The 15040-nt window shown below is 28.5% G+C and carries 15 protein-coding genes; 4 read left to right on the top strand and 11 right to left on the bottom strand.

All coding sequences use genetic code 11. The features are described from left to right. Nucleotides 1–5: 5 nt before the first annotated feature. The 4 genes from PZA12_RS08495 to PZA12_RS08480 form a co-directional block, all read right to left on the bottom strand. Entirely contained in the window at nucleotides 6–620 is a 615-nt protein-coding gene (locus PZA12_RS08495) for an alpha/beta fold hydrolase (protein ID WP_078115185.1), read from the bottom strand. Between the two features lie 34 nt (nucleotides 621–654). Further along, nucleotides 655–1320 carry an HAD family hydrolase gene (locus tag PZA12_RS08490; RefSeq protein ID WP_103698470.1) on the bottom strand — a complete coding sequence of 222 codons (666 nt, stop codon included), beginning with the start codon at nucleotides 1318–1320 and terminating at the stop codon, nucleotides 655–657. A 105-nt stretch (nucleotides 1321–1425) separates the two neighbouring features. Then, nucleotides 1426–2067: a uridine kinase gene (gene udk, locus PZA12_RS08485; protein ID WP_103698469.1), complete on the bottom strand. Its 642-nt coding sequence runs from the start codon at nucleotides 2065–2067 to the stop codon at nucleotides 1426–1428. A 188-nt stretch (nucleotides 2068–2255) separates the two neighbouring features. After that, nucleotides 2256–3068: a hypothetical protein gene (locus PZA12_RS08480; protein WP_078115183.1), complete on the bottom strand. Its 813-nt coding sequence runs from the start codon at nucleotides 3066–3068 to the stop codon at nucleotides 2256–2258. 354 nt (nucleotides 3069–3422) lie between these two features. Here PZA12_RS08480 and PZA12_RS08475 point away from each other — a divergent pair, with 354 nt between their 5' ends. Further along, nucleotides 3423–3902, top strand: coding sequence for a CarD family transcriptional regulator (locus PZA12_RS08475; protein WP_077837495.1), 480 nt, complete (start codon nucleotides 3423–3425; stop codon nucleotides 3900–3902). A 233-nt stretch (nucleotides 3903–4135) separates the two neighbouring features. Continuing rightward, nucleotides 4136–4288, top strand: a complete 153-nt coding sequence (locus PZA12_RS08470) for a hypothetical protein (protein ID WP_011968882.1) — start codon at nucleotides 4136–4138, stop codon at nucleotides 4286–4288. Nucleotides 4289–4404: 116 nt separating this feature from the next. On the opposite strand, the gene PZA12_RS08465 is transcribed toward PZA12_RS08470, so the two are convergent. The 7 genes from PZA12_RS08465 to PZA12_RS08435 form a co-directional block, all read right to left on the bottom strand. Next, the gene (locus PZA12_RS08465; protein ID WP_011968881.1) at nucleotides 4405–4560 is read right to left on the bottom strand and encodes a zinc-ribbon domain-containing protein; all 156 of its coding nucleotides are present in this window, start codon (nucleotides 4558–4560) and stop codon (nucleotides 4405–4407) included. 164 nt (nucleotides 4561–4724) lie between these two features. Then, nucleotides 4725–6341 (bottom strand): cell shape-determining protein, encoded by a 1617-nt coding sequence (locus PZA12_RS08460; protein WP_077841703.1) that lies wholly within the window; start codon nucleotides 6339–6341, stop codon nucleotides 4725–4727. 596 nt (nucleotides 6342–6937) lie between these two features. Beyond that, nucleotides 6938–8776 (bottom strand): ATP-binding protein, encoded by a 1839-nt coding sequence (locus PZA12_RS08455; protein ID WP_103698468.1) that lies wholly within the window; start codon nucleotides 8774–8776, stop codon nucleotides 6938–6940. Between the two features lie 89 nt (nucleotides 8777–8865). Continuing rightward, nucleotides 8866–10212 (bottom strand): FIST signal transduction protein, encoded by a 1347-nt coding sequence (locus tag PZA12_RS08450; RefSeq protein ID WP_103698467.1) that lies wholly within the window; start codon nucleotides 10210–10212, stop codon nucleotides 8866–8868. 266 nt (nucleotides 10213–10478) lie between these two features. Beyond that, on the bottom strand, nucleotides 10479–11774 hold the full coding sequence (locus PZA12_RS08445; protein WP_078115180.1) for a homoserine dehydrogenase: 1296 nt from the start codon (nucleotides 11772–11774) through the stop codon (nucleotides 10479–10481). 205 nt (nucleotides 11775–11979) lie between these two features. Next, nucleotides 11980–12585: a DUF975 family protein gene (locus tag PZA12_RS08440; protein WP_103698466.1), complete on the bottom strand. Its 606-nt coding sequence runs from the start codon at nucleotides 12583–12585 to the stop codon at nucleotides 11980–11982. A 58-nt stretch (nucleotides 12586–12643) separates the two neighbouring features. After that, nucleotides 12644–13342, bottom strand: coding sequence for a DUF554 domain-containing protein (locus PZA12_RS08435; protein ID WP_103698465.1), 699 nt, complete (start codon nucleotides 13340–13342; stop codon nucleotides 12644–12646). 320 nt (nucleotides 13343–13662) lie between these two features. Here PZA12_RS08435 and rpsD point away from each other — a divergent pair, with 320 nt between their 5' ends. Together rpsD and PZA12_RS08425 are read left to right on the top strand one after the other, a co-directional pair. After that, nucleotides 13663–14259, top strand: coding sequence for a 30S ribosomal protein S4 (gene rpsD / locus PZA12_RS08430; protein WP_041895693.1), 597 nt, complete (start codon nucleotides 13663–13665; stop codon nucleotides 14257–14259). A gap of 70 nt (nucleotides 14260–14329) precedes the next feature. Next, entirely contained in the window at nucleotides 14330–15037 is a 708-nt protein-coding gene (locus PZA12_RS08425; RefSeq protein ID WP_103698464.1) for a hypothetical protein, read from the top strand. Nucleotides 15038–15040: the final 3 nt, after the last annotated feature.

Below are 15040 nucleotides of genomic sequence, written 5' to 3'. Positions count from 1 at the left end.
TTTTATTATATTAAGTATTTCTTTTCAGCCTCAATTACTTTATGAATAACATCTATGCTTCTCAATATATCATTACTTATATTTAGCGAATGATCGGCCCCTTCTATTTCAATCATCTCTACACCATTAATTCTTTTTATTTCTTCAATAGATTCTTTATTTATTAACGAATCGTCCGTTCCAGTTATCACCAGTGATTTTTCCTTTATTCCAACTTTTAAAGTATTATCTATAGGAGTTAAGTAAATATGCTTAACTTCATAACCGCTAATCTCATCACAAAGCAGAGTATGTACAATAGTTCCTATGCTTTTAGATATGAATACTATCTTGGTGTAATTACCTTTTAATGCTGATTTAAAGATACATATAGATTCGTTTATTAAGTGCTTAAGCTCCTTTTCTACAAGCAAGTTTTTTCTTGCAATTTGAAAACCATATTCTAAAGAAAGAACATCATAACCTAACTCTAAAGCTAATTTCTTCGAATAATCTAAAAGAGGCCTATCTAAGGTATAGCCAATTCCTGGCATCAAAACAGCTAGTGTCGTACTAGATTGGCTTATTACTTTACTTTCTAAATTAACTCCCCAATAAGAACCTATTAATCCTTCACTCATAATTTTAGTGTTCCTTTCTCAATCTTAATTAAATTCAATTATCCTTGATTTCTTCTAAAACACTCTTAACATCAACCAATTCCTTACATATTTTAAACGCTAGCTTCTTTGTCTTATCATCTAATATCTTCATATCTGGAACATGAACCCCTGTCATACTCGCTGCATGGGCGGCTGTTATTCCAGCATCCGAATCTTCAACAACTAAGCAGTTATGTGGTTTAACATTTAGCCCTTCCGCTGCTCTTAAAAATATTTCTGGATCAGGTTTAGAATTTTCAACTTGATCTCCACAAACTATATAATTAACTTTTTCCTTTATTTTTGCTCTTTCCAATAATTCAAGCGCCCTTTGTCTTCTTGTTGAAGTAGCCACTGCTATTTTATAATTTTCACTATTTAGATAATCTAATAATTCATGTACTCCAGGCTTAATTTTAACACCATTTTTATCAGTAAATTCCAATGCTAATTTAGATTTTTTCTTATATATCTCATCGAAAGGAAAGTCTTTTCCAAACTCCTCTTGCAACGCCTCTTTTATCCCCTCAACATTTCTCCCTATGAATTTTACGTAAATTTCTTCATCCATTTCATACTTATAATCCTTCAAAACTTCTTGATAGCACTTGAGCGATATTCTTTCTGAATCTATTAATACGCCATCCATATCAAATATTACTGCATCCACCTTTTTCATACGTATCTTCTCCTTTTTATAAATTACTACTCACACTTGTCTATAATAATTAATAAATGCCTTTTTAAATTTACTAAAACTTAAAAAGACACACTTTATTTAATACTACTTAAAAATTATGTACTGCCATTCTTTATATATAAAATTTCTTACTCTTTCCAGTAGCATGCTTAAAGCAACTGCATTACAACCACCCTCTGGAATTATTATGTCTGCCCTTCTCTTACTTGGATCAACGAACTCCTCATGCATAGGTTTCACTGTGCCTAAATATTGATTGATCACAGAGTCTAAATCTCTTCCTCTTTCTTTTACATCTCTTAACAATCTTCTTATTATTCTAACATCACCAGCTGTATCTACAAAAACTTTAATATCCATCAAATCGCAAAGTTCTTCATTTTCAAATATTAATATACCTTCAACTATTACAACTTTAGCTGGTTTTACTTCTACAGTTTCGTTTAATCTTGTATGTTCAACAAAAGAGTATACCGGATGATATATGGTATTTCCCGCTTTTAATTGTCTAAGCTGTTCTATTAGTAGATCTGTATCAAAAGAATTAGGATGATCATAGTTAAGTTTTTTTCTTTCTTCCAAAGAAATTCCCTCATTAGATTTATAATAGTAATCATGACAAAGAATTACTATATCATCACTAAAAGCTTCTCTTATATTTTGAGCCAACGTAGTTTTACCTGATCCGCTTCCTCCAGCTATACCTATTATCATTATATCTTGCATTTTTTCCTCCATAAGTAATCTAATATAATTATACTTATAATTAATTTTAATAAATACATATTACTATACTCATTAGATTTTATTACAAAATAAAAAAAAAGACAACTCCTATTAACTGTGATATCAAATCATATACTACAGTCGGTAGAAGTTTACTTTTTATTAACTCCATCATAAAAGATAGTTCATTATAATACATTTTTTTGTAGTGACGACGACTTTTTATATAAATATACTGTAAGATTTTTGTTTTCTTTATTAACATTTTTTAGGACAACGGCACTTTCGTTAGTATTTTCATTATCTCCATCATCAAAGAACTCAATTGCTTTGTTAACTCTCTTAATCTCTCTATCACCATTTTTATAAAGCACAGAAAATTTTTCATTAAAACTTCTATAATAATTATTTGCTCTCTTATTTTTATACTCATCTCTATTATATATTTCACAATCTATATCATTATCATTTTCAAAGAAAGTAATTTCATTATCATTTATTATAAGTTCCTCTTTATTATCCTTCTTCACTTTATCCCTGAAAGTTATATTTTTTAAAGCAAATTCAATATTCATTACTAGAGCTTCGTACTTCTCCAGCATACTTACCAATTGATTATACTCAACGATATCCTCTCCATATTTAACTTTAAAATCATTTAACATATCATCCACTTTACCTTTATTATATATCCCTTTAAAAGATAAATCCTTCGCAATTTCATTTACTATATTATTTATGCTTTTATACTTTATAAACTGCAACATTCTAATAATAAAAAACATAGATAATATACAACAAGGCACTGATATTATCGGAAAATCGATTAACAAAGCTCCAAGAAATATTAAAAATATAAAGTTTCTGCTTGCATCTTTATATACTCCAATTCCCTCCAACAACTCGGGATTATAAGCCAAAATCTTATCAGCAAGCAAATTCTTATTTTTCCGTTTTATTTTTCTTTCACTTTTTATAACTTTTTTATTATGAATCCCCACGCCAGCAACCCCCTCTTTTCTGTAATCATTTCCTTAATTTTACATCACATATTATTTATTATCAAGTTGTTGTTTCACTCATGCTTCTATATTTTTTTACATTTTTTACATTTATTTTATTTTTTGTATTATTATTACTTGTCATAATTTCTTTAAATATGTATTTTTCAATTTATTATTTACATTTAATTGTCATATAAATTTTTACACAACATAGTTATCCAAGGAATTAGTATTACATTTTAAAAACTGCAAATATTATTGACATAGAATAATAGATATGATATATTTAAGTTTTATTTTTTTTAATAATGTGTTATAATAATAGAACAACCATTTAAGGAGGTGTGTTTTTTGTTTTTGATAGGAGATAAAGTCGTTTATCCAATGCAAGGCATAGGCACTGTTGAAAGAATAGAAAATAAGATTTTTTCAGGAAATACCAAGGAATACATAATCGTAAAGATCATGTCAAATAATTTAGAAATTATGATTCCAAGTGATAAGGCATCTAACTCAAATTTACGAAAAGTTTGTGATAACTCTACCTTAGATCATATATTACTCACTCTTGAAAATAAAAGTAGTGAATTTGAACTTGCATCATCCAAGGAAAGATATCAGGCTAATGCAAAAAAAATAAGATCTGGATTACTTAAAGATAGTGCAGAAGTAGTTTACGATCTGATTCTTATGAATAAGAAAAAATCACTTAGTTCAAGTGAAAAACAATTATTTAATACTGCTTACAAATTTTTAGTTGAAGAAGTTTCAGTTATAAAAAATATTAGCGAAGTTGAAGCTACAAATTTTTTAAATTTGAATCTTAACTAAGTTTTTGTTTACATTAACTATTACAAAATAATTTATATACCGAAAATAGATTTGAATAAACCTGCTAAATAATATAGGTATAATTAATATATTATTTAGCAGGTTTATTTATTTTCTATTTAATTAATAATATAACCAATATTGTTATTATTTTTTCTACAGCTTACGAATAATATTGTACCACTTAGCAAAAAATTAATATGTAAATTTATTGTTTAAGGGAGGTTTTTATTATGCCAAAAGATAGTCAACCTGATAACAAACATGCTAGAATGGAAAAATGCAATCATCAAACTCCTATAACTCAAGAAAATATGAACCACAATCCAAACAGAAAAAGACATTCAGTTAAAAGAGAAGGGGTTCAAAATGACCATATAAATTAGTGTATGGTTTGTTAATTAATAATATCCTATATATACCACAAAAATATTAATTATACTAATATATAATAAAAAAGCTATAAGAATAATATCTTATAGCTTATCTTTGCAAACAGAAACTATCTTCTGTTGTTTTGTTGCTTTCTAGCTCTTCTACAATCTGCACATCTTACAGGATCATTTTCGAATCCTTTTTCTTTGTAGAATTCTTGTTCTCCAACTGTGAATATAAATTCTTTTCCACAATCTTTACATACTAATGTTTTATCTTCCATTTTCAATTCCTCCAAATTTAAAGACTTAGTTAAATAATACTTTCTCATAAGGAGAAATTTTAATATAATTAAATCTTTGATATATTTTTTATTCCCTTTAGGAACTATTTTAGTATATCATAGCTCCCTTTTAATTGCAATACTTAATTTTAATTATTTTCTTCCTATTCCTTTTTCTGTTTCTCACTGTTACCAAAAGAAAGATTACTAAATGAATTAGTTATAATATATCTATTATCTCCAACTTTAATAAACTTCATTTCCACTGAGTCGTTAACCTGAGTTAATGCAACCTCTCTAGATGTCTCCGTTGAAACCGAGAAAATATTCTCATTATTTTTTAACTTAATGTCATAAATACTCGTACCTTCTTTAATAACTAGACCTATCCTCTCTACTTCTCCTCTTATAACTTCTTCCTGGTTTCCACTTTCGAGAGAAATGTTAGTATTGGTTAATCCCTCTAAATATTTATTTAGAGTAGCTTGAAGAGTATCCCCAACTCCTACAGTGTTATAATTTTTTACATTCACCATAGCATATTGCTTAACTAACCCATTGGAATCTTTGAGCGTCATAAAATATGTCGGCTCATTTTGTATGTTGATCAGATATGGAAAAGTAGCTTTGTACCCATACTGTTGTACCTTTCCTTCTGCTGATCTCATGCTTGCTTCTTCTGTAGCACCAGCAGTTTTATACATTTTAGTTTCTCCTGTCCTTGTATTAGTAAGCATAAATCCTACAAGTGATTCATCACTTCCTACTGAAGTTATACCTGTATAATAGTAGCATACGCCCTTATTGTATATAATGTTCATACCATCCGTTGTTGTCTTAAGCTTATCTTTATCCGTAAAATTCAAAACACCATGAACCAATTCTCCCCATTTATTAATATACCTATTAATATATTTCATCGGCTGTATTCTGTCTACCCATTCTGGTAGATTATCAGTATTATAAATAGTTGATTCACCTGTCTGAGCATCCATTACTAATGCACCTATGGCCTTCTCTTCTGTAATGCCCACGCCAGTATCATATCTTGTAATGACCCAATATGGTCTGCCGCTATCATCTAATTCAAAAGTATAATCTGTGTGCCCTGCTTTCATATCTCTAAAGTAAGCCGCTCTATTTAAATCACTAAGAAAATATGCAGAATTTAAATATTTAAGCCTAATATCTTTTCCATCAAGCTGCGTAACCAACTCTACATCATTTTGATTTGTAGCACTTACCTTAATATACCCTATTGTTCCCTCTCTATTACTAATCCATTTAAGAAAAGAAGAATGCTCAAGTGGTCCAACATAACACAGTTGACCATTTACACTTTGTAATGTCAATTGACCAACACTCACTTGACTCCCAAGACTAGTAATTTCACCTAATTTCTTATCAGCTAACTTATATGCAAGTTCTTTATCAATAATAGGCAACTGATTTATATCAATATATTCTATTTGGCTAGAAAAATCCATTTCTTCTATATTTCCTATTAGATTTCTATGAGCATTATAGCTAATTAATGGACTATATATGATAATTGCAACAACATATAACAATGCAACAATAATTGCCGTAGATATATATTTTTTATTTCTAATTAATACTCCATATACCAGTGTACACGCCACAAATATCCCTGTTATTGTTAAAACATTAAGACTTAAATCTAAAACCATAGAACTACTAAAAATTAAAATTAGTCCTATAATTAAGTATGCGCTTAATAATATCTTTAAATATCTAATTAAATCTCTATTACTACCCATCCTTTTCCTCCACACTGTATTTTATTTCTTTTGCTTAAATTATAACATAAAGAATGGAATTAAAAAGCCTCTGTATTTATGAAGCTATATAAATACAGAGGTTCATATATTATTAAAAGGTAATATTTCTAATAACATAGCATATAAAGTGTGGAAACTATATTACTTGAATACTTAGATATGCAATAGCAAATTATTCCTCGCACTCTAGAAACATTCCTTTTGGGGGCAAATAGTTTAAATTCTTATTTCTCACTGCCTATAACAATCAAAAAGAGATAAATAAAGTCCCATTAATTGTTTGAAACCCCATTATCTCCAACCTATTAAACACATTAATATAGTAACAAATATCAAATTTATATTCAACATTTGTTTAAAATTCTTAAAAAAAGTAAGTAAAAATATCTTTTTACTATATTATCTTAACTTTTTTTCACATATACTTACATTATAAAAGAAATATTTCATAAGCATATATATGTTGCATTTTACAATGTACAATGTATAATTCACAATTACTGTTAAATTTCTTGTAATATTTTTAGGATTATGATAAAGGATTATTTTTGCAATATATATTAAAATCTATACTTTTAATTATATATATCCGAAAATTCTATATTAATTTTTTCAATGCAATCTCCGCCTATAGAGCTACAAAAAGAATATTCTTCTTCATTTTTCACTAGTTTGCATGGGATATATATAACAAATTCAGTGCCACAATTCATTTTACTTTTTACAGATATTATTCCACCGTGTAGCTCAACTAAGGACTTTACAAGAGAGAGCCCTATCCCACTCCCTTCATGATCTCTAGCTAGAGATTTATCTACCTGTATAAATCTTTCAAATATCGAATTCAATTTATCTTGTGGAATGCCTCTCCCTGTATCTTTGATTTTTATACAAATTTTCTCATAACAATCTTCAATACTAACAGATATTTTTCCACCATTTGAAGTAAATTTTACTGCATTTGATAATATATTTAAAATAATTCTTTCAATCTTTTCCGGATCACAGGCCATAATTTTTTCTTCTACGTTTGTGTCAAATATAAGTGATAGGCCTTTATTCTCAATATAGTCAGCTACCGATAAAGTTATATTCTCTATAAGAGCAATAATATCAATATTATGTTCATTGATATTAAAATATCCAGAATCAATTTTCGTTATATCTATAATATTATTTATAAGTCTTAAAATACGATAGCAGTTCTGTTTCATTATTTTAGTATATTTATATTTATCGATATCTTTATCTTCAAATAAACAATCTTTTAATATAAGTTCATGCATTTGCAATGCTGAAAAAATTACGTTAATTGGTGTTCTTAATTCATGAGATATATTTGAAAAAAATTCTGTTCGTATTCTATCGTATTCCTTAATTTCATACAATTTTTTTCTTTCTTCTTCAACACTCTTTTGCAATTCTTCCATATGCTTTTTTTCCGTCACATCTATAGCTACTTTCATGAATAATCTATGCCCATCCTCTAACTCACCAATATATGCTGAATAAAAATTGCAAATCTTTATACTTCCATCATATGTTCTTATAGAAAACTCACCATTGTTTTGTCTTTTTTCAGAATTAAATAACTTGTTTATATTTATACTACTCAATTCTTCCTTAAATGCCTCTGAAATATTTGCCCATTCCAAAATCGTCGGAATATCTGCAAGCTTATATCCAGTAATGTCACTCCATGATCTATTAATCTTTTTTACAAAACCATCTTCTGTATATAACATTATTGGGACTGGTGCCTCTTCTATGGAATGCCGTAACTGTCTCTCACTTTCCTTTAATGCCTCTTCTGTTCTAGTTCTTTCGTTCATCTCTTCTTCTAATATAATATTGAATTCTTTTAGCTCAGAAGTTATATCCTCCAATTGATTATCTTTTTCAATAACTTCATTAACTAAATCACTATTTCTTTTTAATAACACCCTATTCCAATTCTTTAATTCAGTATATGTTATCTCATAATTCTCCTTATGAAATTTTATCTTATGTTCCATAAATCTAATTTTTAAATGCATCTCAATTCTATTTATAACTTCCTCATATTCAAGTGGAGTACTTAAATAATCATTTCCTCCAACAATATATATTTTATTCCGGTCAATAGCTTCTCCACCTGAGTTTATAAAAATAATTGGAACATCTACCAAATCATCTTCCTTTCTTATAATTTCGCATAATTCATACCCATTAATATCTCCCAAGTTTATATTTATTAAAATTATATCTGGTATATTTTCTTTTATTGATTTTATGATTGATTCACTTTTTTTGACACTTTTTATATTTATATATCCTCTATAATTAAGAAATTTTATTAGTACCCGTGAATCTTCAAAGTAGTCATGAACAATAAGAATATTAGCTTCATAAAAAAATTTTTCTAAATTCTCCATTACTTATAGCCTCGTTTCAAAAACATTTTAATATTCTATAAAAAATCATATATTTAAAGTTCCCTATTTTTCATTTCGTTTCTCTTAGTCTATTCTCTTGTCTTTAAATTAAAAATTATCATTGTAGATGTGTCATTTATATGACCTATATATTGTTCTCCATAAGCAGAAAATCCTATAGTAGGAATATCATTAAATATTTTAGCATATTCATCTGACAAGTTTTTCTTTTTCAATTCCATCGTTCTATGTATACATTGAAAATTTATAATGCCATCAATCTTTCCCAATTCACTGACTTTATTTTCAATCGTCCTTCGTGTATCATCAATTATATTCGTGGCTTTTAAAAGTTTAACTTCCATCCCTTCAAGTATATTGCAATAAAACATCAGACTTGTCCCTATGACTCTTTGCGGTGATCTTATAAAAAAATTATTTTCCTCAATCATTAATCCTAATGGGTTGCTCATAAAATATTTTGAAATTTCTTTAATATTGTTAGCTTTCACAGCATCTGCATATTCCAATGCAGCGGGTCTATTATTAAATTCAATTACTTGCCTTTTTTCTTCATCTACTTTGTTTGCAACGAAGCTATAATCCAAAGATTCGAAACTTTGCGTTTTTATAAAACTAAACTCAGCATCATCACTTATCTTTAGTAAAATTAAAGCTACCGAATCTGTCGAAGTATATCCATTAACAGAAACATATGTCTCTAAAAATTCGTTGTTATCACCAGCTGAACCACCAATAAAGAACACATTAGTCCTATTGCCTATCATGTCCATTATTTTTTCCTCTTTCATACTTAATCCATCTATTAATGTTATACCAACAAACTTTTCTGCACTCATATTGTATAAACTTTCTTTAAAGTATTCTTCAAAGGAAGTAAAAGCAGGTTCTAAGTTTAAATTTTTCTTTATATTTTCAACCAATTCAACTTTTATACCAGAAATAATATCTGAGTTAATAGCCATTGCAACAATCGAATTATCTAGTATTTCTCCACTTACAAGTTCACCTGCTGTAGAGCATCCCACAACAACACACTCTTTAAATGCTTCTTGCATAAGCGAACTTATCTTTTGTTGACTATAATTAGAAGATGCAAAAAATATTACTAACTTTATGTCATTAATGTTTAATTGATTTTTTATATCTTTCACTGCATCCTCTTCTGATATTTCGGTTGAGAATGAGGATTTAATATTTTCCCCAACACCTTCCAGATTCTTTATATTTAACTGTCTAGCAATATCGAAAAGTTTATTAATTATAGTTATATCATCTGGAGAATCTATATCAAATTTATTAGGATTAATTCCTTTTAGGATTAGTTTAGCTATAGTCATTTCCTTAATAGCAGGATTCCCTTTTGATCTTTGTTGAATAATCTCATCAATCATCTTCTTTATTTTTCCAGGCAAAAATGACCATCCCTTTCTTACCACTAAATAAGTGATATATTATTTATCATAACTCATATATTGTCCAATTTTTCAAATACTCAGTAATTATAACATATTTTTTCTATATTTTACTTAATTTTCGTATCGCATTTTTTGAGCTTTTTCTAAAAAACTTTTAATTAAAACAAAACACCGCTTATTATATGTAATAAGCGGCATTAATCTTTATCATAATACTATCTATTGTTTTTTATATAAATGAAATTACATGTTTAACATTTAATTTATTTAAAATCTTCTATCCTTATTATGTTATCTATTTTGTAAACAGATTTTAAGCTAGTAATTTCTTCAACCGCCCCATCAATTTGAGCCTCGCTAGTTCTGTGAGTAACTAACACAATAGTTACCTGACCATCTTCTTCGTCACCTTTTTGTATCACAGACCTTATACTTACATTATGTTTTCCAAGTATTGCAGTAATTTCTCCAAGAACCCCTGATTCATCCAAAACAGTTGCTCTTATATAAAATTTACTTTCAACTGAACCCATGTCTAAAATTTCTCTTTCCCATAGGTTATTCTTTACTACTGGATTCGGATTTTCTGTTTCAACATTATTTCTTACAATCGAAACAATATCACTCACTACCGCACTGCCCGTTGGAAGATCTCCTGCACCTCTTCCGTAAAACATTAAATCTCCTACTGCATTTCCTCTTATAAATACAGCATTGTATGAATCATAAACATTCGAAAGCGGGTGTTTCTTCGGAATCATTGTAGGGTGAACTCTAAGTTCAACTTTGCCATTAGTTTCTTTTGCTATAGCAAGTAATTTAATTCCCATTTTAAATTCCTTAGCATATTTCATATCAACAGCTCCAATTTTGGTAATTCCTTCTCTATATACATTTTTTACATCTATCTTAGATCCAAAAGCTAATGAAGCAAGTATTGCTAATTTATATTGTGCATCATATCCTTCAATATCTGATGTAGGATCAGCTTCAGCATATCCTTTTTCTTGTGCTTCCTTTAATACATCATCGAAATCAGCACCTTCAAGTTCCATCTTGCTTAAGATGTAATTAGTTGTTCCATTTACTATTCCATAAAGAGTTTCTATTTTATTTGCAGTTAAGCTTTCATCTATTCCCTTTATAATTGGAATTCCTCCAGCTACACTAGCTTCATAACTAAACATAATTCCGTTTTCATCTGCTTTTTCAAAAAGTTCATCTCCACCGGTTGCTAGTAACATTTTATTTGCAGTTACTATATGCTTTTTGTTTTCCATGCATCTTAGCATATACTCTCTGGCCGGCTCCATTCCTCCCATGACTTCAACAACAATTTTAATGCTACTATCTTCTAATATTTCATTAAAATCAGTTGTTACAAGTTCATCCGATATTTCAATGCCTCTTGGTTTATTTTTATCTCTAACAAGAACTTTTGCAACTTCTACTTCATATCCACATCTTTTCATAATTTCTTCTTTGTTAGAGTTTAAAATCATCCAAACACCACGACCAACATTCCCCAATCCTAGTAGTGCTATTTTTACTTTTTTCATCTTGCGCCCCCCTTAAGTTACAACTATTATAAATAATAGTATACGTATTTATTATAATTCTTATATTAATTTTTGGCTATATTTTTTTATCTAATATTTTATACATCAAATAAAAAATCACCACTTATAAGTTTATTATTCAACAATGTTTTCTCAATCAAAAAACCATTTTATTATGTTATTCAACTGTGATTTAAATAACAAATTACTTCTTTATCTCTAAATAAAAGTTGGCACGAGTTACTTGTTGATATGGATATATCCATAAGAATCCTATTCCCAAAGTCAAAATTGAAATAATCCACCACCCAACAAAACTTAATTCAAGAAGTAATAAACGAATATTATGTCCCTTCATAATTGATACACTTTGCTTTAAACATTCTATTATAGACTTATTATTATCTTCACACAATATGAAGAACGCTTGTGAAAACATGAGTGAAACTATAATACCAGGGATTATCAAAAACAATGTTGCAATAGATACACTTAAATTGATCAATATCCATAATCCTAAGGTTTTAAAGTAAATATTAGCTCCTACAAATAAATCATTAAACTTTTCCTCATTATTACCAAATGCCAAATTTAATACAAATTTGCATGTCCCTAATGTAGCCATTCCACCTAAAAAAACACTAACGCATTCGCCAATACTAGGAAGAAGACCTCCATCTGGTTGAAGCAGCTTCATCGTAACGTAAAATCCACTTATTATTATTAAACTTACAAATAAAGTTGTTATTGCTATTCCCCATTTTCCTTTCAATTGTTTTTTCGACTTCCTCTTTAGTTCCGATATCTTCATTCTAAATCCTCCAATTAGCAATTGTAATAATATTATATTCTACTACAATTCAGCCAGCTTATTTTAAAAAATATCCAAATATAATTGGTAAAAATATTCCTGGCAACAAATTTGCAACTTTAATTTTACTTATCCCAAGCATATTAAAACCAAGTCCTACAATTAATAGACTCCCTACTGCTGACATATTAGAAATTACATTATCAGTGAGTATTGTCGAAAGTCCTCCTGCAAGCAAAGTGATACTTCCTTGATATATAAAAATTGCGATTGATGATAACATTACCCCCACCCCAAGAGATGATGCAAATATTATTGATGACACTCCATCTAGTATTGATTTAGCAAAAAGGGTTGAGTTATTTCCTTGTAACCCACTTTCAAGAGAACCCACCACTGCCATTGCTCCAACACAAAATAATAAGCTAGATGTAACAAATCCTTCTGATATGGATATTTTATCATTAGAATTATTTTTTCTTTTTCCATTTATTTTTCTCTCAATCATATTTCCTAAATCATTTAATCTTCTATCAATATCTATAATTTCTCCTATAAGAGCACCTAGTGCAATACAAATTATTATTTGCAATGTATCTTTTCCCTTGAGCGCTCCAGATATACCTATATATAATACGCATAAGGCTAAACCATTCATTATTGTATTACTAATCTTCTCGGTTAATCCACCTTTTACTATTAACCCTATTAAGCACCCACCTATTATTGCTAACGAATTAACTATTGTTCCTAACATTTTTCTTCCCCCAACTTTTTTATCATTTTATTTTCCGCTTAATTATAACATATATGACTCATTATCCCTACTTTGCGATTTACAAATAAGAAATTTAATTTCATAATTTTAACTAATTAAACTCAATTACCAAAAAATACAACGTGTCAAATAAATTATCTTGTACAAACTAATTTATGAAATCATCAATATATATTTCTAAATAATATTATTCCGCTGGAATAGAAAAACATTAAGATGATTTTTATTCGTGTATTATATTTGTTGTATTATTTTAGGTTGACTTTTATCAAAACAAGACCTTATAGGAGATGATAATTATGGCAAGAATGAGAGAACCTAGATTCAAGTTGTGTAGACGCTTAGGATTAAACGTTAGTGGACATCCCAAAGCTATGAAAAGGGCCAACAATGGCAGTGCTAGAAACGCAAAAAAGCTTTCGGCTTATGGCCTTCAATTACTTGAAAAGCAAAGACTCAGAGCATACTACGGTGTAATGGAAAAGCAATTTGCCTCCTATGTACGAAAAGCGTTAAAAGATAAAGAACCTACTGGTTATGCTCTAATAAAAAGGTTAGAATGTAGATTAGATAATTTAGTTTACAGACTAGGCTTTTCGTCTTCTATTGCACAAGCTCGCCAAATGGTAGTTCACGGGCATATTTTAGTTAATGATAAAAAGGTAGATATTCCTTCTTTTGAAGTAAATATAGGTGATATAATTTCTTTAAAAGAAAAGTCCAGAAGCAACGACTTGTTTAGGGATACTTTTTTATCTAATACTCTTAATACCTACCCGTATCTAACCAAAGATCAAGATAATTTTTCAGGAACTCTTATAAGATACCCTTTAAGAGAAGAAGTTCCTATTGAAATCAATGATTCGTTAATTGTAGAATTCTATTCTAAACTCTAACATAATTAATCATAAATTTAAAATGTATTTTTTAAAATATTATGATAACATCGAGAGGAGGAATTTATCATTGGAATTTAACATAAAACAAAATATTCTTCAAAATAAACCTTATAGAAACTTTTCTTTTTGGGAAGAAAAAATCCTAAATGAAGAAAATTTATGGGAGGGCTATTTTGATAATAAAGAGATAACTAACACCTCAAAAGTAATTTATACTGGAATCTTTGATCTTGAAAAAAATATTCTCCAATGTGGTTGGGCTGCTTATCCTTGCGGCTATAGCCTATTAGGATTTTTACAACATGTATTCTTGCCAACATCTTTTTTTACTTGTTTTGACCGTAAATCTGATGGTTTCTTTATTCCAGTATCAGATTTTGATACTGTTATTAATGAGACTTTGAAATACAATGATTCAAATGTGGATTTAACTTCTGTGAATTCGATGAAAAATTTATATAATTTCTTAAATAATCTTTGGGAATATGATTCTGAGTCATTAAGCCAAGAATTGAAATCTTTTTCTCAAAAGTTTAATGCAACTTGGAATAACGATCCTAATCAAAGACTATTTATAGAAATTTTTGATAACCCATGTGACATATTTAATTTTGTAAAGGAATCTGTATCATGGGAATCAAAAGAATTCATAGAAGAGGATATTTCTATGAGCTTAGAGGCTCTTAAATTTGCCTGCGATAATGCAGTTGAAGAACCACTATTAAGCAAAAGGCTTATTGATATACTAAATACTAATGCGCCAATACTCTTCTAATGA

Origin of the sequence: Clostridium beijerinckii (assembly GCF_036699995.1) — a bacterium.
GTDB lineage: Bacteria > Bacillota > Clostridia > Clostridiales > Clostridiaceae > Clostridium > Clostridium helianthi.
This window is presented reverse-complemented; position numbering and strand designations above follow the sequence as displayed.